Annotated in this window: 21 protein-coding genes and 1 pseudogene; 11 read left to right on the top strand and 11 right to left on the bottom strand. The window is 57.9% G+C overall.

All coding sequences use genetic code 11. From position 1 onward, the window contains the following. The first annotated feature begins 39 nt into the window (after positions 1 to 39). On the top strand, positions 40 to 1,065 hold the full coding sequence (locus tag H1Y61_RS14960; protein WP_180573055.1) for a hypothetical protein: 1,026 nt from the start codon (positions 40 to 42) through the stop codon (positions 1,063 to 1,065). 28 nt (positions 1,066 to 1,093) lie between these two features. On the opposite strand, the gene H1Y61_RS14955 is transcribed toward H1Y61_RS14960, so the two are convergent. The 4 genes from H1Y61_RS14955 to H1Y61_RS14940 form a co-directional block, all read right to left on the bottom strand. Further along, positions 1,094 to 1,726 carry an NAD(P)H-dependent oxidoreductase gene (locus H1Y61_RS14955; RefSeq protein WP_180574518.1) on the bottom strand — a complete coding sequence of 211 codons (633 nt, stop codon included), beginning with the start codon at positions 1,724 to 1,726 and terminating at the stop codon, positions 1,094 to 1,096. Positions 1,727 to 1,891: 165 nt separating this feature from the next. Further along, on the bottom strand, positions 1,892 to 2,782 hold the full coding sequence (locus H1Y61_RS14950) for a thermonuclease family protein (protein WP_180573054.1): 891 nt from the start codon (positions 2,780 to 2,782) through the stop codon (positions 1,892 to 1,894). Positions 2,783 to 2,861: 79 nt separating this feature from the next. Beyond that, entirely contained in the window at positions 2,862 to 3,506 is a 645-nt protein-coding gene (locus H1Y61_RS14945; RefSeq protein ID WP_180573053.1) for a hypothetical protein, read from the bottom strand. A 57-nt stretch (positions 3,507 to 3,563) separates the two neighbouring features. Next, positions 3,564 to 4,142 carry a hypothetical protein gene (locus H1Y61_RS14940; protein ID WP_180573052.1) on the bottom strand — a complete coding sequence of 193 codons (579 nt, stop codon included), beginning with the start codon at positions 4,140 to 4,142 and terminating at the stop codon, positions 3,564 to 3,566. Between the two features lie 209 nt (positions 4,143 to 4,351). On the opposite strand from H1Y61_RS14940, the gene H1Y61_RS14935 reads away from it, so the two are divergent. Beyond that, on the top strand, positions 4,352 to 5,185 hold the full coding sequence (locus tag H1Y61_RS14935; RefSeq protein WP_234626808.1) for a L,D-transpeptidase: 834 nt from the start codon (positions 4,352 to 4,354) through the stop codon (positions 5,183 to 5,185). A 193-nt stretch (positions 5,186 to 5,378) separates the two neighbouring features. Further along, the gene (locus H1Y61_RS14930; protein ID WP_180573051.1) at positions 5,379 to 6,092 is read left to right on the top strand and encodes a L,D-transpeptidase; all 714 of its coding nucleotides are present in this window, start codon (positions 5,379 to 5,381) and stop codon (positions 6,090 to 6,092) included. Positions 6,093 to 6,095: 3 nt separating this feature from the next. On the opposite strand, the gene H1Y61_RS14925 is transcribed toward H1Y61_RS14930, so the two are convergent. Beyond that, a complete protein-coding gene (locus tag H1Y61_RS14925; protein ID WP_197971641.1) occupies positions 6,096 to 6,542 on the bottom strand; it encodes a MarR family winged helix-turn-helix transcriptional regulator in 447 nt (148 codons plus the stop codon). Positions 6,543 to 6,726: 184 nt separating this feature from the next. Here H1Y61_RS14925 and H1Y61_RS14920 point away from each other — a divergent pair, with 184 nt between their 5' ends. The 6 genes and pseudogenes from H1Y61_RS14920 (at position 6,727) to H1Y61_RS14895 (ending at position 10,471) form a co-directional block, all read left to right on the top strand. After that, on the top strand, positions 6,727 to 7,149 hold the full coding sequence (locus tag H1Y61_RS14920; protein WP_015915272.1) for an organic hydroperoxide resistance protein: 423 nt from the start codon (positions 6,727 to 6,729) through the stop codon (positions 7,147 to 7,149). 269 nt (positions 7,150 to 7,418) lie between these two features. Beyond that, the gene (locus tag H1Y61_RS14915; RefSeq protein ID WP_180573049.1) at positions 7,419 to 7,916 is read left to right on the top strand and encodes a DUF2199 domain-containing protein; all 498 of its coding nucleotides are present in this window, start codon (positions 7,419 to 7,421) and stop codon (positions 7,914 to 7,916) included. Positions 7,917 to 8,075: 159 nt separating this feature from the next. Continuing rightward, the gene (locus H1Y61_RS14910) at positions 8,076 to 8,405 is read left to right on the top strand and encodes an Imm40 family immunity protein (protein WP_180573048.1); all 330 of its coding nucleotides are present in this window, start codon (positions 8,076 to 8,078) and stop codon (positions 8,403 to 8,405) included. Between the two features lie 261 nt (positions 8,406 to 8,666). Continuing rightward, complete coding sequence (locus tag H1Y61_RS14905; protein ID WP_409363942.1) at positions 8,667 to 8,927, top strand: PAS domain-containing protein; 261 nt, start codon at positions 8,667 to 8,669, stop codon at positions 8,925 to 8,927. 198 nt (positions 8,928 to 9,125) lie between these two features. Then, positions 9,126 to 9,908: pseudogene (locus H1Y61_RS14900) on the top strand (sensor histidine kinase); the annotation flags it as partial. Positions 9,909 to 10,078: 170 nt separating this feature from the next. Continuing rightward, positions 10,079 to 10,471, top strand: a complete 393-nt coding sequence (locus H1Y61_RS14895; protein ID WP_156637011.1) for a response regulator — start codon at positions 10,079 to 10,081, stop codon at positions 10,469 to 10,471. Here the strand turns inward: H1Y61_RS14895 and H1Y61_RS14890 are convergent. The 5 genes from H1Y61_RS14890 to H1Y61_RS14870 all read right to left on the bottom strand — a co-directional run bounded on the left by H1Y61_RS14890 (position 10,464) and on the right by H1Y61_RS14870 (position 17,066). Then, positions 10,464 to 10,997, bottom strand: a complete 534-nt coding sequence (locus tag H1Y61_RS14890; RefSeq protein ID WP_180573047.1) for an AAA family ATPase — start codon at positions 10,995 to 10,997, stop codon at positions 10,464 to 10,466. The genes H1Y61_RS14895 and H1Y61_RS14890 overlap by 8 nt on opposite strands. 191 nt (positions 10,998 to 11,188) lie before the next feature. Next, entirely contained in the window at positions 11,189 to 11,725 is a 537-nt protein-coding gene (gene pyrE / locus H1Y61_RS14885; RefSeq protein ID WP_180573046.1) for an orotate phosphoribosyltransferase, read from the bottom strand. A gap of 161 nt (positions 11,726 to 11,886) precedes the next feature. Then, positions 11,887 to 14,073 (bottom strand): methyl-accepting chemotaxis protein, encoded by a 2,187-nt coding sequence (locus H1Y61_RS14880; protein WP_180573045.1) that lies wholly within the window; start codon positions 14,071 to 14,073, stop codon positions 11,887 to 11,889. Positions 14,074 to 14,279: 206 nt separating this feature from the next. After that, on the bottom strand, positions 14,280 to 16,466 hold the full coding sequence (locus H1Y61_RS14875; protein ID WP_180573044.1) for a methyl-accepting chemotaxis protein: 2,187 nt from the start codon (positions 16,464 to 16,466) through the stop codon (positions 14,280 to 14,282). A 210-nt stretch (positions 16,467 to 16,676) separates the two neighbouring features. Next, positions 16,677 to 17,066 (bottom strand): hypothetical protein, encoded by a 390-nt coding sequence (locus H1Y61_RS14870; protein ID WP_180573043.1) that lies wholly within the window; start codon positions 17,064 to 17,066, stop codon positions 16,677 to 16,679. 289 nt (positions 17,067 to 17,355) lie between these two features. On the opposite strand from H1Y61_RS14870, the gene H1Y61_RS14865 reads away from it, so the two are divergent. Beyond that, on the top strand, positions 17,356 to 18,939 hold the full coding sequence (locus H1Y61_RS14865; protein ID WP_180573042.1) for a helicase HerA-like C-terminal domain-containing protein: 1,584 nt from the start codon (positions 17,356 to 17,358) through the stop codon (positions 18,937 to 18,939). 149 nt (positions 18,940 to 19,088) lie between these two features. Further along, on the top strand, positions 19,089 to 20,249 hold the full coding sequence (locus H1Y61_RS14860) for a M20 aminoacylase family protein (RefSeq protein ID WP_180574517.1): 1,161 nt from the start codon (positions 19,089 to 19,091) through the stop codon (positions 20,247 to 20,249). A gap of 199 nt (positions 20,250 to 20,448) precedes the next feature. On the opposite strand, the gene H1Y61_RS14855 is transcribed toward H1Y61_RS14860, so the two are convergent. Further along, positions 20,449 to 22,266: a HAMP domain-containing methyl-accepting chemotaxis protein gene (locus tag H1Y61_RS14855; protein ID WP_180573041.1), complete on the bottom strand. Its 1,818-nt coding sequence runs from the start codon at positions 22,264 to 22,266 to the stop codon at positions 20,449 to 20,451. Positions 22,267 to 22,436: the final 170 nt, after the last annotated feature.

Genomic DNA, 22,436 nt, shown 5'->3' with positions numbered 1-22,436 from the left:
GCTAACCAGAGGGCAAACTCTCTTTGGTGGAAGGCAAGCATGGCCCCGCTATACCGCATCATTTTCGCCCTTGCTGCTGCCTTGTCTGGCCTGTCTTTTGCCATTTCCATCGTGCTGGCGGCAGAGCCATTTGCCCCCCGTGATCCCGGCTTTCTGGGCGATCAGGATGCGGCGCGGATCGTCGAAAAAGTTGGCGATCTGGAAAAGGCTTTGGGGGACGAAGCGGTTCTGGCCCGGCACTTCGCCGGTCTGGTCTCCCCGCCGGAAGAAACGGCCATCCTGCACCAGTTGACCGGCAATGTGCCGGGCCTGGGCTATATCCTGCCGGTCATTCATGACGAGGTGCGCGGCACGTTGATCGACATGCGCTTTACAGACAAGGCAGCAGCGGATGGTTTTCGCCAAAAGCTTGTCCAGTCTTTCGGCCCGTCCGATCCGGCCTGTAGCGATGACACTCACGCCTATTGGGCGGTTCATACGGACCGTTCTCTGGCCTTGCGGGTCGATGTCTTTGAGACGGAAACCACCGCGCAACTGACGCTGTTTGCATCCGCCCCACCGGATGCCAATTGCAAGATCAATTCAGCGCCATCCAATGCGCTGGTGGACAAGGTGGCTTTGACGGCATTATTCGCGCGGCTAAAGGCCGAACCGGTGCCATGGACCGATGTGGATGCCATGGCGGCGTGGCTGAAGCCTTATGGTGAAAGCGCCATTGAACGACCGGATAATTGCTCGGCGCAACTGGATGTCGCCAGACCACAGCAGAAACTTGGCGGCATCGGCACGTTTTCAGCCAGTCTGCGCCTTTGCCCCGTCTCCAGGTTTGGCAAACCGTCCAGCCTGTTTTTGTACGCTGGTGAAAACGACCTGTTCGGCTTTCGCACGACGGAAGAAGCGCTGGACGCCGCCCTCGGCCCCCGTCATGCACAATGCAGCGGCGAGGGCCGGGAGGTCTGGGTCGTTACTCCCGAGGTGACGGCGGTTCTCAGCCGGCTCTATCCCTCTTTCGGGGTGCTGATCGTCAATGCGCCGGTCACAGCACTGGCCGATTGCCGGGAATAGGCAAGCCCATCCCGGCGGATCGTCAGCCTCACTTCACCTCGATAACGAAGTCTTCCTTGGCGCGGCGGACTTTTTTCAGGTTGACCAGCCAGTCGCCATCCGGCTGACGATAGCCAAGCGGCAGGATGGCTACAGAGCGCAGGCCCTTGGCGCGCAGATCGAGGATTTCGTCCAGCGCTGCCGGGTCAAAGCCTTCCATCGGGGTTGAATCGACCTCTTCGAAGGCAGCAGCCGTCAGTGCCAGCCCCAATGCGATATAGGCCTGGCGGGCCGCATGTTCGAAATTCACTTGGGGATCGCGCGGCGGATAGGTATCCAGCAGCATCTTGCGATAGTTTTCCCAGCCTTCATTGGTGAAATTGCGCTCGGCATTGGTGAGATCAAACATCGTGTTGATCCGCTCCGCCGTGTAATTGTCCCAGGCGGCAAACACCAGCAGATGCGAGCAATCGGTAATCTGGCCCTGGTTCCAGGCAATCGGCTTGATCCGCTCGCGGATCTCCTTGTTGGTCACGACAAGCACGGAAAACGGCTGCAAGCCGCTGGAGGTCGGTGCCAGCCGGGCCGCCTCGACAATACGCTCGACCTTGTCTTCAGCAACAGTTTTAGACGGGTCCATTTTCTTGGCGGCATAACGCCAGTTCAATTTATCAAGCAGCACGATACTATCCTTATGCGAAGGCTCGAAGATGCTCACGCATCCTCGCCTTGAAGAAAAATTGCCTGCCCGATGTAGGCGGGCAGGCGGTCATCCGCAACGGGCAGGATGATGAATACAGCGTTCACCCCGCATGGATGACCGGGTATTTTCCATGGCACAGCGAAGCTATTTTTCGACAAATACCGCTTGCGTCAGGTCGGCATCGAAACGATAGCGGTCGTTTTCCCGGCGCAGCAATTGCGACAGCGGTACTTCGGTGCGGTTGTCGATAATCACCTTGTCGTTTTCGCTTTCCGTCTTGCGCAGCCACTCGACCAGATCGGTTTCACCGGATTTGAGAAAATCGCAGCCACGGCGGAAGAGTTTCGGGAAGATCAATTGGGCCTTGCCGGTGCCGGCTTCCTCTTCCGCGCCCGGCTTGCTGCCGCTCGCCCAGCCAAGATCGCTGAGGTCGGTAAGGGCAAACCGTTCCGTCTTGTCCACCGCCCAGACGCCGAGGCCCGCATCCCGCGCCTGCCTTGCGGCCTGTGCAATGGTCTCGCGCTGGTCCACCGGCGCGGAACTATAGAGCATGGGATAGGCCATGCCGCTGGAAATCAACCGGTAATTGGCGCTGGCCGCCAGGGTTTTGGTTGAAATCGCGCCGGTATCGCCGGAGGAAAACGGATTGCCGTCAAACGTCAGATAGCAGATCGGCCGCCCGTGAACATCGGCGGAGGCCGTCAGAATACCGGCCTGGATGGTTTGCGGCTCGGCAGCGGTGACGGTTTCTTTCGTGAGCGAAAAGGAGGAAAAGCCGATCAGATCGCGCAGCAGATAATCCCGCGCCACCCCGCCGCGCGGCTGCGCCTTGCTCTCGTAATGGGTTTCGGGCGTGTCGATCCCTTCCAGCCGCAGTTGATGGCTGCCATCCTTGGCGGGGCGCAGCAGATGGGCGCGGTAGATATCGGCAAGCAGGCTTTCATCATCCGGGCGAAACCGCACCGAATCGCCATCCGGCTGCTTGCCGATGATGATAATCGTGCCGGGAACGTAGCGATAATTCTGCAAGGCCATGGGCGATCCTCCGTTGCCATCAATGGTTGGGTATCAGCAAACCGCAGATCTGTGTCATGGGTGAGACAGAGGAGGCCGATCAGACGGCTGCGGCCAGCCCCTGCACCGCCAACAACTCGCTGGCCGCCGCCGCGGTGGATGCCGGAGACGGCGCGGCCTCTGCGCCTTGATCCGTGGCCGTATCTTCATCCGTCTCGGCCAAATCGTCCTGAATATTCTCGCCGGTATCGGTCAGGAACATCCTGTTGACCAAGGCATCGCTGCTGAACATCCTGCTCATCAGCTCGGTCTTAAGGCTCTTTTCACCGCTTTCGAAATCATCTGCGGTGAGCTTGCCGCTATATTCCGCTATGATGGCAGCGGTGCGTTCTTCCGGCGTGTCGAGATTGTCCCAGTCGATACTGTTTCTAAACTGTTCCATGACATCGGCACTTCCTTCTCCTTGTTTATAAGGAGTAAACATCCAGGCGCCCTCATTGTAGATGGTAACCGTTCCAATGCTGATTTCCATCTTTGAATAGATTGTTGCAGGCTTGCTCTCGGCTTCAATCTTGGCCTGCTCCGCCGCAGCCTCCGTCCACATCGCTTCCATTTCCACCTGCAAGGCGGTCTTGGGTTGGCTATCATCAGGCAAACTCGCCATAAACTCGGTATCGGCCTCCGCGGCCTTTGTGGAGGAATAGCCATAGGCATACGCTATGCCGGGTGTAACTGTAGTGCTCATGTGCCCCCTCCTATGAGCATGGAAATAAAAACCCCGACGCCGCAATGCGGCGCTCGATCAGGCGGCTGTGGATTGCGCTTGCGGTGTGCTGGTGGCTGATGTGGCCGAGCCACTCGCTTGCGCCCCATTCGCGTCTTCGTCTGAGGGCAGCAAGCCTTCTTGCAGGCTTTCACCGGAACTGGTCATCAACATCCGATCCACCAGCGCATCGCTGCTGAACATCTTGCTCATCAGTTCGCTGGTCAGGCTCTTGTCGCCGCTTTCGACAGAGCTTGCTGTGAGTTTGCCGCCGTATTTGGACATGATGGCGTCGGCAATTTCTTCAGGAGTGTCAAGATTGTCCCAGTCGAGATCAAAGCCTTTGCCTTCTCCGAGAAAGTCTTCGGCTTCCGGATTGACCGAGTATGCAACCCCACCGGATGCGCCGATTCTCACCGTTTGGCCGCCAATATGTAATACCCCCCAGAGGTTAGCATCGAAGTCCTCCGATGTTTCAGTCTCCGTGCTTGCTTCTGCGGGAAGATCTTCCAGCGTTGTGTATTCGGTTTCGTAAAAATCGTCGGGCAGCCGTGGTGTCTGCTTTGATTGATAAACGCTGCTGGACGATGTCGTGGTGGATGAAATTGTTGTGCTCAACTCGACCTCCGGCTTTAATTTTTAATCGAATTATCAATCAAGGCTTGCGTGTAACTTTCTATCTTTGATTGTATTTCGATGTTTCTCTAAGGTGATTGGGGCGGCGGCCCCATCGTTTTTGTTCCTCTTCAAAGCTCACCCCTTCACCAGCTTCGCGCCAGCCGCGTCTGTCACTCTTGTGGCAATCTCGAACCAGGCCAGGTTGCGCAATGTCGTCCACTGTTTTTGTCCGCCCGTTTTCCCGTGTCGCTCGCGCCCTGTTGGCAGGGTTTGGCTGCCTGTCGCTGTCTGTGCTTGGCGGTTGCTATTTCGTGACGGATACGCAGCGGATGAATACGGAAGTGTTTGCCGCCCAGACCGCGCCGACCTGGAACCAGCCGATGGCCGCACCGCCGACGGAAAAGCCCAATAAATTCCTCGGCCTGTTCAAGACACCTTTCCACCAGACCTATGGCATGCCGGCAGCCGAGCCCTATGTTTCGCCCTTTGCCACGCCGATGCAGAAGGCGATTTACGGGCAGATGAGCGATGACGGTCATACACTGACTGCTATTCCGCTCGACCGGGTGGACAAGCGCTTCCTGCGGCAGGAGGTTGATTATCCGACCACGGAACGGCCCGGCACCATCGTGGTCGATACCAAGGCGCATTATCTCTATCTGGTTGAGGCCAATGGCCGGGCGATGCGCTATGGCGTTGGCCTCGGCAAGCAGGGTTTTGCCTGGCAGGGCCGGGGCGTTCTCCAGTTCAAGAAGACCTGGCCGCGCTGGACGCCAAGCGACGACATGGTCGAGCGCCAGCCCGATATGCGCCAGTTTGCCGCCGCGCAAGGCGGGCTGGAGCCGGGCCTGCGCAATCCGCTTGGCGCGCGGGCGCTGTATATCTTCCAGAATGGCCGCGACACCCTCTATCGCATCCATGGCACGCCCGATTGGCAGTCCGTCGGCAAGGCCGTGTCATCTGGTTGCGTGCGGATGTTCAATCAGGATGTGATTGATCTTTATTCCCGTGTGCGGGACAAGGCCGAGATCGTGGTGATGTAAGGCTATAGACTGCCACGGTTGTGGGTCCGCCTACCGGCCTGTTGCCGGAACGACACGCAATGGCGCAAATGTGAACGTGTGTGTGCGCTATTGGCGGTGAAATTCGGGTAATTCCCTGTAGATAGGATCTAGCGGAACAAAACCGCGTAGCGTGCGCTTGTGCGCTGCTGACCAGCAGGATGTACCACCGTATATGACAAGCCCCGATTTTTCCCGCCGTGCCTTTCTCTCTTTTTCCGGCCTTGGAGCGGCAGCTCTTCTGTCCAGTTGCGCCTCGTCCTATCGCCCTCCGGTCTATGAACAGGGGTCGCTGGGCGGCATGGTGCAGCCCACGGGCCTTATGGCCCCATCCACACCGGAACTGGACGCCATGTATGGCGAAGTGGTTGATGGCGGCTTCGTCATCCCGGCCATTCCTTACCAGCAGATTCCGCCGCGCTACTATCGCCAGCGCGTCAGCGACCCGACCGGCTATCCGGCGGGCTCAATCGTTGTCGATACGCCCAACCGCTTCCTCTATCTGGTGGAACAGGGCGGCACCGCCATGCGCTACGGCGTCGGCATTGGCCGTGAGGGCTTTGCCTGGCAGGGCGAAGGCGTGATTCAATGGCGGCAGAAATGGCCAAAATGGACGCCGCCGGATGAAATGGTCGCCCGCCAACCACAACTGGCCAAATATTCCTCCGCCAATGGCGGCATGGCGCCGGGCCTGATGAACCCGCTGGGCGCACGCGCGCTCTACATCTTCCAGAACGGCCAGGACACGCTTTACCGACTGCATGGCTCGCCGGAATGGAACTCGATCGGCAAGGCGATGTCGTCGGGCTGTGTGCGGTTGATGAACCAGGACATTATCGACCTCTATGACCGCGTGCCGAACAAGGCGCGGATCATCGTCCTGCAATAGGGATCAAGAGTCCTGCGCGGCGGCATTCAGCTTGCCGCGCAAATCCTGCAATTGATCGCGCAGCGCCGCGATCTCTTCCAGGCTACAGCCAGTGGCCGAGCCGATGGCCGCCATCACGCCGAGAGCCTTGTCCTGTAGGGCAGCGCCTGTGGCGGTGAGCGAAACGGTCACCTGCCGCTCATCCTGGCTTTGGCGTTGGCGGGTGACGTAGCCGGTCTGTTCCAGCCGTTTCAACAGTGGCGACAGCGTGCCGCTGTCCAGCCCCAGCCGCTCACCCAGCGCCTTGACCGCCAGATGGTCGGTTTCCCACAGCACCATCATCACAAGATATTGCGGATAGGTCAGGCCAAGCGGCTCCAGCAGCGGCTTATAGGTGCGCGTCAGTGCCAGCGATGCGCCGTAAAGCGCAAAGCACAGCTGCTTGTCCAGCACCAGATCCGTCTTGTCCATGTCACCTGTCCTTTGGGCATTGCAAGCTGCCATTCTCCCAGCCTTGTCATAAAAATGCAATGTGCAAAAAATAATTGCGTACAATTAAATTGCGTGATACCAAGAGTGCAGACGCAGCGGCTGGCGCGGATGTTCCGGCCTTCAACCAACCAAAACGACCAGTTTTCAAAAAGGAGAGACTCTCATGGCTATTCTCTACACAACCAAGGCATCTGCAACCGGTGGTCGCGAAGGCCGCGCCGTCAGCGAAAATGGCGTTCTGGATGTAACGCTGACGACGCCGAAGGAATTGGGCGGCAATGGCGCCACCGGCACCAATCCCGAGCAGCTGTTTGCCGCCGGCTATTCCGCCTGCTTCCTCGGCGCGCTGAAGTTTGCCGCTGGTCAGCAGAAGGTCAAGGTGCCTGAAGACGCCAAGGTCACTGCCACGGTCGGTATCGGCCCGCGCGAAGACGGCACCGGTTTCGGCATCGAAGTGTCGATCAGCGTTGACCTGCCGGGAATCGACCGCGAAACCGGTGAAAAGCTCGTCGCCGCCGCCCACATCGTCTGCCCCTACAGCCACGCCATGCGCACGGCAACAGAAGTATCCGCTACGCTGGCCTGAGGCTGGGGTAAAGGATAGGCGAAAGGCCGGTCTGGCGGGACCGGCCTTTTTTGTGTTTGGGACCAAGGAGGTTTTGGGGTGTTCCTTGATGTCAAGTTTACGCCAGAAGCGGGCCTCGAAGGTGCGTGCTTAGTACTCAATGTTCAGCAAAAAAGTGTCTTTCGAAATTGATGGGACGGTAAAAAACACTGGACAGCTAGGGCAGGGATATTATGCCTTATTTAAAAGGTTGGCGTGTGCATGTGAATTGAGGGGGGGGTGGAGACGGCATGTTTCGTTTTAAGTGTGCAGCTTGTGACGAATGGCATGAAGGCATGCCGAGTTTTTCCACCGACGCGCCAAGTTATTACCTTGGAATGCCTGAAGAGCAACGCAGTGCTCGGTGTGAGTTGACGACCGATCTGTGCGTTATAGATGGCGAATATTTCTTCGCACGTGGACTTATCGAGATCCCTGTACAGGGGAGTTCGGAACCCTTTACCTGGGGCGTTTGGGTGTCGCTGAGCCACAAGAGTTTCGGCGAATTTTCCGATCTCTACGACACGTCAGAGCGCGATATATATGGTCCCTACTTCGGTTGGCTATCGTCGCAGCTCTCGATTTACCCGGACACGATAAACTTGGCGGTAGAAGTTCATCTCAGGAATAATGGCGTCAAGCCCAGTATTGTGCTGGAATCAAGCAATCATCCCCTTTCTATTGAGCAGCGGAACGGAATGAGCATTGAGCGTGTCGCTGAGATCTATGCTGCCTACATGCGCAAGTGAAAAATGGTAGTCAAAGTGAGGCATAGTAAGCAGGGAAGTAGGGCGAATTGCTTTGGGCCACAGGCCGGCCGGCTGCTTCGGCAGCTTTGCCAAGTCCGGGTACTGATAAATTGGCTACAGCCATTGTAGACTTGGGTTAGGTTCGCCAGGAGGAACAGGGTGCAGATCATCTGGTCCGATAAAGCAGATCGAATACTGGCGGTTGGGGTCTGGCTGGGACCGGAACGTCGTAACTGGGCTCTCACCAAAGAGCAGGTTCTCAATGCGATTGGCGAGCTGCGTGACGCCGACATTGTCATTCTGGGCGGAGATGTCCTGAGCGGACCCGACAAGAGCTTTCGTGACACTTATGCAAACTGGTCCTTTGAGCCTTCAAACTCGTGTATCGACAGTGATGCGGTATCAGCCAGCGCGTTGAAGGCAAGCAGCTATGTGAGGAATTATCCTGACGATGATGCCTACTTCGTGATTGTAACCAGTGATGCATGACCGCAGCAGGCAGATGCCTGGTACCTCACCACGCCGGAGCAGCCCGGCTCCTATCAACGGACCAGCCAATATCGTATGACCGAAAGGCGCGGTTATCCCTAACCCTTTGGCAGTGTTGCGCTCAAGTCGGGCGATTTGATGCAACAACCCCGCGTCTGGCGTGTTACAGTGACAGCGTTGGACTTGACCTCATCGATTTTCCGACGCTGCCTGCCGAGTCATGGCTTGCTCCGCAAGTCTTCGGCCCTAGAGGGCCTTTTCATGCCACAGATACCGACACTCCATCTTGAAGCGGCGAGCACGCTTGCCGTGGTGGTGTCTTCCAACGAACCGTTGTTGTTTCTATCTGACGACCTTCGAATTATTGCGGCAAGCACATCGTTCTGTCGGGCGTTCGAGATCGACCCCACGTCCACCTCCGGTAAACGCCTCGGCGACCTTGGCAGCGGCGAATGGGCGATGCCGAGGCTTCAGTCGCTGCTGATGGCGACCGCTGCCGGCAGTGTAAACGTGGATGCCTAACAGTCCGTTCAATAATCACCGCTGGCCGTCTGCAAATGGCAATTTCGGCGCTTGAATGATGCAATCGCATTTCCAAACGGAAAACCGCTTCGCACTTTTCCTGGAATGCTTGTACTCACGTACGTTAAGTACGCTCCGTTCCGGTTCTCGAAATCACCATTTTCGCCAGGCCAACGGCAATTCTTGAACAGACTGTAAGAGATCGATCTGACGCGACCAAACCAGAAAACGCGGCGTTTGGTCGTCAATGCACGAACGCTCGACGATGGCGACCTCGACTATATTCGTCTGCTTCTCGCCGTAACCGACATGCGCGCCGAAGCACGCCTGAAAGACGATCTGGTGCGCGACAAGGCCATCCTGTTACAGGAGGTCCAGCGTAGGGTCGCCAACAGTTTGCAAATCATCGCCAGCGTCCTGATGCAGAGCGCCCGTCGAGTTCAGTCGGAGGAGGCACGCGGACATCTGCACGATGCCCGTCAACGCATCATGTCTATCGCCGCGCTGCAACGGCAGCTTTCCGCATCCCCCGGCGGCAGCGTTGAACTCAGTGCCTACTTCACGCAACTGTGCCGAAGCCTCGGCGCATCGATGATCGCCGACCCCGAGAGGCTATCGATCCAGGTGACGGTTGACGATAGTACCGTGGATGCAGACGCATCCGTAAGTCTGGGGCTCGTCGTAACCGAACTGGTGATCAATGCCCTCAAACATGCCTTTCCAGACGGGCGAGCCGGGATGATCGCCATCGACTATCGGTCGGCGGACAAGGATTGGGCGCTTACCATTACCGACAACGGTATAGGAATGCCGGTGGGCAACGATGCACCCAAGGCGGGATTGGGGACGGGTATTGTGGAAGCGCTCGTGAAAAATATGAACGGTGAAATTACCTTGAGCAGCGCGGAGCCAGGTACGGTGGTTACAATCAGTCATCGGGAAGCGTCGGACCGTCAGGCCGACTTTTCTCCAGCGGCATAAGGAACAAAACGACTTCCCAAAACGCTAAAGGTGTTGTGCAGAAAAACGGTATTGTAGGACGCATAAAATTTTGTTTTCGCATCGTATTTTTCGAAAACTGCTTTCCACTTTTCCGAAAACAAACTCTAAAGGCCGCGGCATTGTGGCTAGCCTCATAGATCGAGTGAACAATGAAGAACGGCAGACCGGTTATCCTGGTCGTGGAAGACAGCCCGTTGATCCGAATGGGTGCCATCGATCTTGTCCTATCGGCGGGCTACGACGTGTTGGAGGCTGGCGACGCTGACGAGGCAATCCGCATCCTCGAATCGCGAGACGACATTGACCTTGTGTTCACCGATGTTCAGATGCCGGGGACGATGGACGGTATCAAATTGTCCCACTACATCCGTGATCGATGGCCGCCGGTGAAGCTGATCATCGCCTCCGGTGCTGCCATTCTCGAGGAGAGCATGCTGCCTGGCGGAAGTCGCTTCTTCTCGAAGCCCTACGACGAACTCACCATTACCGAGGCAATGGCACAGCTGCTTTTGAGCGAGGATCCACACGCCCATATCACTTGAAGCCTTCCTCTATCCCCAGTAATATCGCCTCGACAACCGCCTCAACCGGCACCGTTGCATCAATAACCATTGCATTCCCGGGAATATCTTCCTTCGTTGCGTGCAGTCGCATGATCAGATCCCGCTCTTCTGGCTTTCCGCCGAATTCGTCTTCGGGTCTGCTGGCCAGCCGGTTTTTCAGGGTGTGCTGATCGACGTCGAGAACGAAGACCCCGTCAAAAAGCTCGATAAACCGGTGGAAATTGCGGGAGCCGCCGCAGAAGAAGGAGATCGGGTGGCTTTGATCGCTGACCAGCGCTTTGACCTTGTCGATATTCCACAGGTGGTGCCTGTGTCCGAAAGCTACATCCGCAAGACCCTGCACCAGTGCGGAGGCGTCTAGCGGTTCGCCGGTTGCGGGGTCGCCCTGGTAGGCCAGTTCACGATCACCGTGGATGACGTGGTAGCCGCGCCGTTGCAGTTCGGTAGCGACGGAGGTCTTGCCGGTTCCTGAAACGCCTTCGATCAAAATATTGCGCTGGCCCATGCTTGCATCCCTTCGTTCATCCGTGCGGCTGTGACTGTTGTGAAACATCGTCCGGCTGCTGCTTCGGTTCAGTTTCATACAAGCCAGAACTGGCACATCAGGTTGTGTAATTTATTGGCTCCTCCATGACCGCAAAGCGGAGAGGGTCGGTCTTGGCCTGGATCGGGCCTTGACCGGTCCAAGGTCCTGGATCACTTCACCAGATCTGCCGCAGTAAAAACCGGAAATACCGGAAGGTCAGGCGCGTTTGCGACGTGAGGATTGCCGTTCCCCCGCCAGATTGCGCAAACGACGGCAAGAATGTCTGCTTGCTCTGCCAAGGCCAATCGATGCGCGTCGGCGACGGCGCCGCCTGTGGTGATCACGTCTTCTATGAAGGTGATCCGGCGGCCCCGGACATCCTGTCCTTCTATCGCGCGGCACGTGCCATAGGCTTTTGCCTCTTTACGGACAAAGGCGGCTGGAAGCCCCGTTTCCAACGAAATCGCGGTGACAAGCGGAATCCCGCCGAGTTCCAGACCAGCAAGGATTTCGGTTCCGGGGGGAAGCAGGGAGGCCATGGCCTTTGCCAGTGCTCTCAAGAGAACCGGGTTTCCCTCGAAGCGATATTTATCGAAGTAACGGTTGGAGACCTGGCCGGAGCGCAACACGAATTCGCCCTCAAGGGTCGCCGTGGCTGCTATTTGTCTGGCGAGTTCCGCCAATGGGGAGGGCGCATTTCCGGTCATTTTCGGCCTCTCTGAACCTGTCGCAAATGCCGGATGGCTACACCGATTATGCGCATGCAACAAGCACAAGTTGAGAGATGTGCACGCCCTTTATCACTTCAATATTGTGCGCGACGCAAAGAGGGCAGGGGGCAGCATTGCCGCCCCCCTTATTTCATCCCTCAAGACGCCATCGCATAGCGTTGCTGTTGGCCATAGCTTCCGGCATTGGTGCGGAAGCGCTGGACCATCTGGGCGAGATGTTCGGTTTCCTGGGTCAGGCTCTGGGCCGCTGCGGTGGTTTGCTCCACCATGGCGGCGTTCTGCTGGGTGACCTTGTCCATCTGGTCGCCAGCCGCGGTGACTTCGCGCAGCGAGGTCGCCTGTTCGCGGGCAGCGTTGGCGATGTCGGTAATGGTGGTGCTCATCTCGACCACCTGCTCGACGATTTCCTTCAGCGAGGCACCGGATGCGGTGACGAGGCCGACGCCGGTCTCGACTTGCGCGCTGGAGGTGGAAATCAGTGCCTTGATCTCCTTGGCGGCATTGGCCGAACGCTGGGCGAGTTCGCGTACTTCCTGCGCAACCACCGCAAAGCCCTTACCGGCTTCACCAGCGCGGGCGGCTTCCACACCGGCATTCAGGGCCAGGAGATTGGTCTGGAAGGCGATCTCATCGATGACGCCGATAATGTTGCCGATCTTTTCCGATGAGCCCTGGATGGCCGTCATCGCTTCCACGGCCCGGGCGACGATATCGCCGCCCTTGGCGGCATTGTCGCGGGCGGCGGTAACGGCATGTTGCGCGCGGCCCGCGCCTTCGGCGGTGCCGTTGACGCCACGCGATACATCGCCCAGTGCAGCAATGGTTTCTTCCAGCGAGGCGGCCTGCTGTTCGGTGCGGCGTGCCAGATCGTTGGAGGCAGCGGAAATTTCGCCAAGGCCCGAACGGATCGTGCCGACGGTTGAAACCACCGAACCCATCGCGTCCTCAAGTGCTGCGACGGAGGTGTTGAAATTCTGGCGGATCGCCTCGAATTCCGGTGCGACATGGGTGTTCATTCGCACGGTCAGGTCGCCTGCGGCCAGCGCGTCGAAGCCGGTCTGCACCTGCTGGACGAAATGGCGCAGATCTTCCGCCTTGGCCAGTTCCAGCGCCGTTTGGCGCTCGCGGTCGCTCTCGACGCTGGCCCTGAGCTTTTCCTGTTCCGACTGCACGGACCGGCCATTGGCGAGATCAAGACGGAAGCTGTCGAGGGCCGAGGCCAGCATGCCGAATTCGTCGCTGCGGGTCTTGCCGGTCACTTCCGTCTGGTAATCGCCACCGCCCATGCGGCGCACGGCGGCCACCACGTCGCCCAGCGGGCGGCGCACGATGAGGATGGAAACGCCGTAGATCATCACCAGAGCAATGACCAGCAGGATCAACCCGCTGATGGCCGTGGATGTCACCTGCGCGACAACCGGTTCAGAAAAGGTTTTGGCGGGAACATCGAGAACGGCGGCCCAGGTCTTGTTCATGCCCGGCGCCGTGAAGGGAAAGACCAACCGCGTCGCACCGTCAGGCAGGCCGTGAATGATGCGCATCCTGCCATCGGCAAGGGCGGCCTTGACATCGGTGGCACCCGTGTCGCCATAGGACTTCATCAGCGTATCCTTGTCGGGATGCACCAGCCAGTTGCCATTATCGGCCACCAGCATCACCCGGCCGCCGTCAAACGGGGTCATGGCACTGATCGAGGCAGAAAGATCGCCCAACTGCACATCCACACCGGCAAGACCGATGATCTTGCCCTTGACAAAAACGGGAGTTGAAACGGAGGTTAAAAGCTTACCCGTGGTGGAAATATAGGGTTGGGTAATCAACCCCTTGCCGGTGGACAAGGGTTCTGCGTACCATTGGTCGGCGGTCTTGGTGACCCAGGTGGAAAATTCCAGGTTACCGCTATCATCCTTGGTCCAGTAAGCGGCGAAAATCCCGACCTTGTTGCTACCCTCGGTGCCTTGCAGTTTCAGCTCCTGCGGGGCTTCCGGCACTTCGGTCATCCAGGCGCCGAACATGGTTTTGTAATGGGTCGGTACGCCCTTCAACAGTGCAATCACGTCGGTGCGGTTGCGTGAGCCGTTTTCGATCAGGCCGGACAGGCTGCCGGCCACACTGGTTCCGGCGGAGACGACATCGGTGATCTGCACGGCCACCTGATTGGCGACCGATGCCGCCTTTTCGGAGGCGAGTGCCACCACCTGATCATTGACACGCTTGCTGGTTTCCCAGCCGCTAAATGCCGTATAGGAGGCGATGAGCGCCGCCATGGCAGCGCCTGCCGCCAGCATAAGTTTTCCTGAAACAGTCCTTACCTGCATACTCATCGCAACCAACCCCCTCGGTTTGCCGAATTTAGGCTAAGGTTGCATAGAGATTCTAACGAAAGTCTAAGGTCGGACCTGCATTGGTGCCGCACCCACCTTTTTTGTGAAAAAATTATTCCACTGGCGAAACCGTGAAAGCGAAATGGCGCCGAGTCATCCGGCGGCATCTATTTGCTTACCTTGCGGACAAATACCCTATGTCAATCTTACGACGCCCTGGCGTAGCGCGGCGACTGGTCGGAATTGGTGCCGTTGGTGCGGAAGCGTCGGACCATATGAGCGAGGTTTTCGGTTTCCTGGGCAAGGTTCTGGGCTGCGGCGGTGGTTTCTTCCACCATGGCGGCATTCTGCTGGGTGACCTTGTCCATGACATCGCCCGCATTCGTCACTTCGCGCAGCGATGTGGCCTGTTCGCGGGCTGAATTGGCAATGTCTGTGATTGTTGAACTCATATTGGCGACCTGGTCGACAATCTGTTGCAACGAGGTCCCCGAGGCGCTGACCAGATGGACCCCGGTTTCAACCTGTGCGCTGGAGGTGGAGATCAGCGCCTTGATTTCGCGGGCCGCATTGGCGGAGCGCTGGGCGAGTTCGCGCACTTCCTGCGCCACCACGGCAAAACCCTTGCCGGATTCCCCGGCGCGAGCCGCTTCCACCCCGGCATTCAGGGCCAGGAGATTGGTCTGGAAGGCAATTTCGTCGATGACACCGATGATATTGCCGATCTTTTCGGACGAGCCCTGGATAGCGTTCATCGCTTCTATGGCGCGAGAGACAATGTCTCCGCCCTTGGCGGCATTGTCGCGGGTGGCGGTAACGACCGTCTGCGCCCGGCCAGCCCCGTCGGCTGTGCCGTCGATGGCACGTGACACATCGCCGAGCGCTGCAATGGTTTCTTCCAGCGATGCAGCCTGCTGTTCGGTGCGCCGGGCCAGATCGTTGGAGGCGGTGGAAATTTCGCCAAGGCCAGACCGGATCGTGCCGATTGCGTGGACAACGGCACCGATCGCTTCTTCAAGGCTTGCCACCGAGGTGTTGAAATTCTGGCGGATGGATTCGAATTCCGGTGCGACATTGTCCTGCATGCGCACGGTCAGATCGCCTGCTGCCAGGGCATCGAACCCAGCCTGGACCTGCTGGACAAATTGCAGCAAATCCGCAGCCTTGGCCTTTTCCAGCCCAGCCTGACGCTCGCGGTCCTGTTCCACGCTTTTGCGCAAGGCGTCCTGCTCCTGCTGCGCGCGCAGGCCATTGGCGAGTTCGCGGCGGAACTGGTCGAGCGCTGTCGCCAAGGTGCCAAACTCGTCGGTCCGGCCTGTTTCGGCAATCGGTTTGTCGTAATCGCCACCGGCCATCACGCGCACACCTGCCACCACATTTGCCAATGGGCGGCGTACGATCAACATCGAGACAAAATAAATCAGGCACAGACCGATCGTCAGCATGATCAGGCAACTGGAGGATATGGCGATGATCTGTTCCTTGATCGGGCCTGTGAAGGTCTTTTCCGGAATGTCGAGCACCGTGGCCCAGGTCTTGTTCATGCCGGGGCTAGTAAAGGGAAAGACAATGCGTGTCGCGCCATCCGGCAGGCCATGGATGATGCGCGTCTTGCCATCGGCAAGCGCCGCCTTGACCTCGGCGGCCCCGGTCTCAGCATAGTCCTTCATCATCAGGGACTTGTCGGGATTGACAAGCCATTTGCCGTTATCGGCCAGCAGCATGATGCGGCCATCCTTAAAGGGCCGCAAAGCGCTGATTGTCGCGGCGAGATCGTCCAGCTTGATATCGACGCCCGCCAGTCCGACAATCTTGCCATTCACCCTTACCGGCAATGATATCGATGTCAGCAACTGACCGGTGGTCGAGATATAAGGCTGGGTAATCAGGCTCTTGCCGGTTGCCAGAGGTTCGGCATACCATTGCTCGGTGGTTTTGATCTCCCAGGTGGAAAATCCCAGCTTGCCGCTGTCGTCCTTGGTCCAATAGGCCGTGAACAGACCTTGTTTATTGGTGCCCTCAGCGCCTTGCAGTTTAAGGTCCGCCGGGACCTCAGGCAATTCGGTCATCCACGCGCCAAACATGTTTGGATATTGTGGCGGAATGTTTTTCAGTGAGGCGATGACATCGGCGCGGCTGCCTGCGCCGTTTTCCATCAGTCCCGACAGGCTTGCCGCGACGCTGTTCGCAGAGGAAACTACATTGGTAATATCTGCGGTTACCTGCCTGGAGGCAAGCTCGGCCTTTTGCGTCGCCACAGCCACGATATTGTCGACCAGCTGCGTTTTGGTAGCAAATATGCCGACAATTGAGAACCCGCCCAGAGAGATCGTTATCACGACCCCTGCCGCCAGCAGGAGCTTTGCTGAAACCGATTGCACTGGCATTTTCATCAAAAGACTCCGATTGGTTTTAAGGCCTACGGAACCGTATCTGTGATTTTCTAAATAAATGCTAATATTCGGTGTTCAAATCCAAATAGCCTGCCGAAAACCCGTCCCGGATGGCACAGATGCGCCTGCGCTAAGCGTTGAAGGCCTTGCAAATATCCCAAAAGCATCAAGCCCTTGAGATATTTGCAGGCACACTATGACAGGTCCGTGTTAGACGAACTGGCTAAGCCCTGGCACGGATGCCACGACCTTGTCCACCACTTCGTCACCGGCATGTTCGCGGGCAATGGCCATGGTTTCCTTGGCAAGAGCCGAAATTTCTCCCATGCCAAGCCCAAGGCTCATCAATTGCTGGCCAAGACCCATGATGCCGCCGCCGCCGATGGCGCTCATCAGGCCGCCCAGCAGGCCGCCGCTCTTGCCTTCGCCATTGTGCATAGCCACCAGTTCAGGCGCGCCAGGCATGGATTCGATCATCCGGGCAACCGCGCGGTCATCGGCTTCGCGCTGCAAAAAGCCCAGCATCATGCCAAGCGCCTTTTCCGCCGTGTCCGGGGCGATGCCGACATTGTCGGAAATGCGGGTGACCAATTCGCTCATGGGATGCTCCTCAAAGGTTTTTTGACGTTCACGTCAACGTAATTTACTCAGGCCGCAAACTCAAGCGGCAAGCGCCTTCAATCTGCTCAAAGCCGTGTGAAACCGCTGACGGAGTTGAGGATGTTCCATATTCTGCTAAGAACAACAAGTGCAGGACCGAAGGGGCATTCGGCGATTGTACACGTCCTTCAATCGAAACCGATTGAAGGAGAAGACCATGCAGCGCTTATGTGTTTGATAAAACGCACGGTGCTGTTGTCGCGGAGGCGTGTCGAGGGGATGTGACGCGATGCTTGAAGATGGAAAATTGTTTCTCGGGGCCAGCCGCAAGCCGGATGATGCTTTCAACGCACCGGAATATCTGGAATTGAAACTGGCCAACCGCCACGGCCTGATCACCGGCGCGACCGGCACCGGCAAGACCGTGACGCTGCAAATCCTGGCGGAAGGTTTCGCCAGTGCGGGTGTTCCGGTGTTCTGCGCCGACATCAAGGGCGATCTGTCGGGCATCGCCGCGCCGGGGGAGGCCAAGGATTTCCTGATAAAGCGCGCTGAGGAGATCGGGCTTTCACCCTATCCCTTCGAGGAATTTCCGGTCACCTTCTGGGATCTCTACGGCGAAAAGGGCCATAGGGTCCGCACAACCATCGCCGAAATGGGGCCGCTTTTGCTGGCCCGTCTGATGGAAGCCTCGGAAGCCCAGGAGGGGGTGCTGAACATCGCCTTCAAGATCGCCGATGAGGGCGGGCTGGCGCTGCTGGACCTCAAGGATTTGCAAGCGCTGCTGAGCTATATGGCGGAAAATTCCAGCACCCTGTCCGGCCAATTCGGGCTGATCTCCAAATCCTCGGTTGGTTCGCTGCAACGGGCGCTGTTGCTGCTGGAAAGCCAGGGCGCCGACCAGTTTTTCGGCGAACCGGCGCTGTCCATCCAGGATATCATGCGGGTTGCGCCGGATGGGCGAGGGACGATTTCGGTGCTGGCCGCCGACCGACTGATGATGAACCCACGGCTTTACGCCACGTTCCTGCTCTGGCTGCTGTCGGAACTGTTCGAGGAACTGCCTGAAGTTGGCGATATGGCTCAGCCCAAACTGGTATTTTTCTTTGATGAGGCGCATCTCTTGTTTCGCGATGCGCCGAAAGTTCTTGTCGAGCGGGTGGAGCAGGTGGTGCGGCTGATCCGCTCCAAGGGCGTCGGCGTTTATTTCGTCACGCAAAATCCGCTGGATGTGCCCGAAACCATTCTGGCGCAATTGGGCAACCGGGTGCAGCATGCGCTGCGCGCCTATACGCCCCGCGAACAGAAGGCGGTGAAGACCGCCGCTGAAACCTTCCGGCCCAATCCGGCTTTTTCCTGCGAAGAGGCGATTACGGCACTTGGCACCGGTGAGGCCCTGGTCTCGACCCTTCAGGGCAAGGGTGTGCCCTCCATGGTCGAACGTACCCTGATCCGCCCGCCCTCCGCCCGCATCGGCCCGCTGACCGACAGCGAGCGGACGGCAATCATCGGCGCCAGCCCCATGGCGAACCTCTATGATCGCACCATCGACCGGCACTCGGCCTTCGAAATCCTGGCGGAACGGGCCGAAAAAGCCACGGGACGCAGCGGGGCCGATGATAGGACCGATGACGGTGCCGAAGGCACCACCGCCGCCAGCCGTTGGAAATTGCCGGGCTTTGGCGATGAAGCACCAGAGCAAAAAAACACCACCACCCGCCAAACGCCTGACCGCACCGCACCCCCCGGCCGCCAACGCCAAACGGTGATCGAGGCAGCAATGAAAAGCGCCGCCCGTTCGCTGGCCAGCCAGGTCGCCAACCAGCTCGGCCGGGCGCTGGTTCGGGGGATTTTGGGCAGTTTGAAACGGTAGGGATGGGGTATTCGGTGGGTGCTGTTGGGGCGGAGTAGGCAAAAGGTTTGATCAGTGGAAGGTCGCGTTGAGCTGTTAGCGGTCATTGTGCCTTGATTAAAATCGCTTATCCTACTGGTCTGAAAGACATCACACCACCGAGGTATTCAATGGAATGGAGCGATGCTGATTACGCTGACGTTGTCGAATGGCGGCGCGATATTCATGCCCACCCTGAGCTTCAATTCGAAGTTCACAGAACGGCTGCCTTTGTGGCAGTAAAGCTTGCTGAATTCGGCTGTGACGAAATCATAACAGGCATCGGCAAGACGGGCGTCGTCGGTATCATTCATGGCCAACAACAGACCAGCGGGAAGGTAATTGGGTTACGAGCTGATATGGATGCGCTACCGGTCGAGGAAGAAACCGGAGCGCCTTGGGTATCTACGACCAAAGGCGTGATGCATGCGTGCGGACATGATGGACACACCGCAATGCTTCTAGGTGCCGCTCGTTCCCTGACCCGGACCCGAGCATTCAATGGGAAGGCCGTGGTTATCTTCCAACCAGCAGAGGAAGGTGGCGGAGGTGGAAAGGCCATGGTCGATGATGGTTTGATGGACCGCTTCGAGATAGATGAGATCTATGCCATGCACACCGAGCCAGGGTTGCCAATTGGTCAGTTCACGACTGCCAGCGGACCATTGGCTGCATCTGCTGATGGCTTTCGGATAAAGATCGAAGGCAAAGGGGCGCACGGAGCATCACCCCACGTCAGCGTTGATCCGCTTGTTGTCGGCGCAAACATCCTTTTGGCGCTTCAGACGATTGTCTCCCGCAATGTCCATCCTCGTCAGTGCGCAGTTGTCACCGTGGGCTGGATGGCGGGCGGCAAGGCTGGCAACGTCATACCTCAGTCGGCCGAGATGGGTGGTACGACCAGGACGTTCGATCCCGCCACACGCGATCTGATAGAAAGACGTGTAACAGAAATCGCGTCGCATGTTGCCGAGGCCTACGGAGCAAAAGCAGCGGTCGCATATAAGCGGATGTTTCCACCGACCGTAAATCACTCAGGTGAAACCGCATTCGCTGTTGGCACAGCGACTTCATTGGTTGGCGCGGAAAACGTAAACGGCTCTATGGAGCCATTGATGGGATCAGAAGACTTCGCGTTCATGCTCGAAGCTAGACCAGGAAACATCATGCTCATCGGAAATGGCGACGGCCCGTCTGTTCATGACTCTCGGTACGACTTCAACGACGCGGCCATTCCCTTTGGTGTCGAATATTTCAAGGCAATCGTGGAGCGAGGCTTGCCGTTGGAATGACCGCTTCGGGTACCCACGCGGCCGTATTGCCGCTTGCAACCTTAGCTCCCAAAGACATCCGGTTTACGGCAATCGTCATCCCATCTTCGCCTCCTCATCCTCATCCGCCTGCTGCACCTTCTCCCTCCAATTTTTCAAAAAGGGAGGGAGGATAGGAGCCATCCGCGCTTCACCAACCAGCCAACCCCCTCCCGCCTGCTTACGCCGCATAACGGTTGTCGAAGCTTCTCGATCCGCCGGGGACGATGAAGCGGGAGACCAGTTGCTGCAAACGCACGCTCTCCTGGGCGAGATTGGCGCTGGCGGCGCTGGTTTCTTCTACCATGGCGGCATTCTGCTGGGTGACCTGATCCATCTGGTTGACGGCGGTATTGACCTCCGACAGGCCGACGGATTGTTCACGCGAGGAGGTGGCGATGGCGTCCATCAGGCCGTTGATCGTCGTAACGTGATGCTCGATGGCCTTCAGCACGTCGCCGGTTTCCTGAACCTGACGCACGCCGTTTTCCACTTCCTGGGTGGATTTGTTGATCAGTTCCTTGATTTCGCGCGCGGCCTTGGCCGAGCGTTGCGCCAGTTCGCGCACTTCGGTGGCAACGACGGCAAAGCCACGCCCCGCTTCGCCGGCGCGGGCGGCTTCAACGCCTGCATTCAGGGCGAGAAGATTGGTCTGGAAGGCAATCTCGTCGATGACGGTGATGATATTGGAAATCTGGTTGGAGGAATGCTCGATACGCTGCATGGCGCTGATGGCTTCGCCAACCACCTGGCCGGATCGGACCGCGCTGCTGTTGGCTTCCTTGGCCACGCCACGTGCTTCTTCAACGCGCTTTGAGGAATTGCTGACATTGACGGTGATCTGGTCCAGCGCTGCTGCGGTTTCTTCCAGCGATGCGGCCTGCTGCTCCGTGCGCTTGGAAAGATCGTCCGCACTTTGGCTGACTTCGCGAGAGCCATCGCTGATAGCGTTAGCAGAGGTGGCAACGGTTGCAATCGTGCTGCCCAATTGGGCGACAGCGGTATTCAGATCAAGGCGCAGAGCGTCGAATTCCGGTGCAAACGGTTCGTTCAGTTCAAACCCGAGGTCGCCTGCGGCCAAGCGCTTCAGGCCAGATGCCAGGCCTGCGGTGGCTTCCTGCAATTTCTTCTGTGCGGCGGCTTCGGCTTCCTGCTGAAGGCGCAGCTTGTCGGCTTCGGCCTTCTGGCGGTTGTTGGCGGCTTCGGCTTCCAGGGCGCGGTTGCGCAACATTCCGTCTTTAAACACCTGAAGGGCTGCGGCCATCGCGCCGATTTCGTCCTTGCGGCTCATGTAAGGCACGCTGCCGCTGGTATCCCCGGAAGACAGGGTCCGCATATTGTCCGTCATGTGCTTCAAGGGACGCACGACCCGCAGGCTGCTGATCAGTGCCGCGCCGATGCCGATGCTGAACGCCAGAGCAAGAGCGATATAGGTCACGGTCGTGGCCAGGGAAATCTGCTCGGCGTTGGCGGCACCTTCGTCTTTGGCATTTTCGGCCAGATCGTCAACTGCGGCCTGGATATCGTCACCGGCCTTGGCATAGACCGCCAGGGATTCTCCCAGAAACAGCTGTTTTGCCTCATCAGCACTGCCACTATCCGTCAATGTCTTGACCTTCTGCCACAATTGCTCGGCCTTGGCCCAATCCTTGGAGAAGGTGTCGTAAAGCTCTTGGTCTTCTTTGTCGACGATCAGCGGTTCATACTGCTTTCTAGCCTGCGCGAGTGCGTCATAGGCCTTGTTCAGCGATCCCAGAAAGATGGCTCGTTGCTCAGGTGTGACGGCGCTGCGATAATTGCTCTGCGCAATGCGGATATCGCCCAGGTCGGCATTAATCTGCCCCATGAGGATGAAGGAGGGGACCCGCTTATCGACGATCTGATTGGTCCCCTCCGAGATCGTGTTCAGCGAAGTCACCGCGTAAATGCCTTGGCCAACCACGACCAGAAGAATGATTGCGAACAATGATATAATAAGTTGGCCAAGAGAGACGCGCATTTTTAATCTCCGGAGCCGCACGGCCCGTTGTATTGCAGAGTTACCATTGCGGTTTTGCTGCCGTTAATTTATGGCGAATACGTTTAAACATTCATAATATTGAATAACGACAAGCGATAAGAGCTTCACTTGGATTTTCCCGTAAAAATAGAGGGAGACGATCTCGTCCT

Source organism: Agrobacterium vitis, from assembly GCF_013426735.1.
In the GTDB taxonomy this organism is placed as follows: Bacteria; Pseudomonadota; Alphaproteobacteria; order Rhizobiales; family Rhizobiaceae; genus Allorhizobium; species Allorhizobium vitis_D.
Note: the sequence above shows the minus strand (reverse complement) of the source record. Positions and strands in the feature narration are given on the sequence as shown.

Coding starts and splice junctions, on each gene's coding strand:
- H1Y61_RS14960 (WP_180573055.1), top strand. CDS start 40: ATGGCCCCGCTATACCGCATCATTTTCGCCCTTGCTGCTGCCTTGTCT.
- H1Y61_RS14950 (WP_180573054.1), bottom strand. CDS start 2,782: ATGGCCTTGCAGAATTATCGCTACGTTCCCGGCACGATTATCATCATC.
- H1Y61_RS14945 (WP_180573053.1), bottom strand. CDS start 3,506: ATGAGCACTACAGTTACACCCGGCATAGCGTATGCCTATGGCTATTCC.
- H1Y61_RS14935 (WP_234626808.1), top strand. CDS start 4,352: ATGTCGTCCACTGTTTTTGTCCGCCCGTTTTCCCGTGTCGCTCGCGCC.
- H1Y61_RS14930 (WP_180573051.1), top strand. CDS start 5,379: ATGACAAGCCCCGATTTTTCCCGCCGTGCCTTTCTCTCTTTTTCCGGC.
- H1Y61_RS14925 (WP_197971641.1), bottom strand. CDS start 6,542: ATGGACAAGACGGATCTGGTGCTGGACAAGCAGCTGTGCTTTGCGCTT.
- H1Y61_RS14920 (WP_015915272.1), top strand. CDS start 6,727: ATGGCTATTCTCTACACAACCAAGGCATCTGCAACCGGTGGTCGCGAA.
- H1Y61_RS14915 (WP_180573049.1), top strand. CDS start 7,419: ATGTTTCGTTTTAAGTGTGCAGCTTGTGACGAATGGCATGAAGGCATG.
- H1Y61_RS14905 (WP_409363942.1), top strand. CDS start 8,667: ATGCCACAGATACCGACACTCCATCTTGAAGCGGCGAGCACGCTTGCC.
- H1Y61_RS14895 (WP_156637011.1), top strand. CDS start 10,079: ATGAAGAACGGCAGACCGGTTATCCTGGTCGTGGAAGACAGCCCGTTG.
- H1Y61_RS14890 (WP_180573047.1), bottom strand. CDS start 10,997: ATGGGCCAGCGCAATATTTTGATCGAAGGCGTTTCAGGAACCGGCAAG.
- pyrE (WP_180573046.1), bottom strand. CDS start 11,725: ATGACCGGAAATGCGCCCTCCCCATTGGCGGAACTCGCCAGACAAATA.
- H1Y61_RS14880 (WP_180573045.1), bottom strand. CDS start 14,073: ATGAGTATGCAGGTAAGGACTGTTTCAGGAAAACTTATGCTGGCGGCA.
- H1Y61_RS14875 (WP_180573044.1), bottom strand. CDS start 16,466: ATGAAAATGCCAGTGCAATCGGTTTCAGCAAAGCTCCTGCTGGCGGCA.
- H1Y61_RS14870 (WP_180573043.1), bottom strand. CDS start 17,066: ATGAGCGAATTGGTCACCCGCATTTCCGACAATGTCGGCATCGCCCCG.
- H1Y61_RS14865 (WP_180573042.1), top strand. CDS start 17,356: ATGCTTGAAGATGGAAAATTGTTTCTCGGGGCCAGCCGCAAGCCGGAT.
- H1Y61_RS14860 (WP_180574517.1), top strand. CDS start 19,089: ATGGAATGGAGCGATGCTGATTACGCTGACGTTGTCGAATGGCGGCGC.
- H1Y61_RS14855 (WP_180573041.1), bottom strand. CDS start 22,266: ATGCGCGTCTCTCTTGGCCAACTTATTATATCATTGTTCGCAATCATT.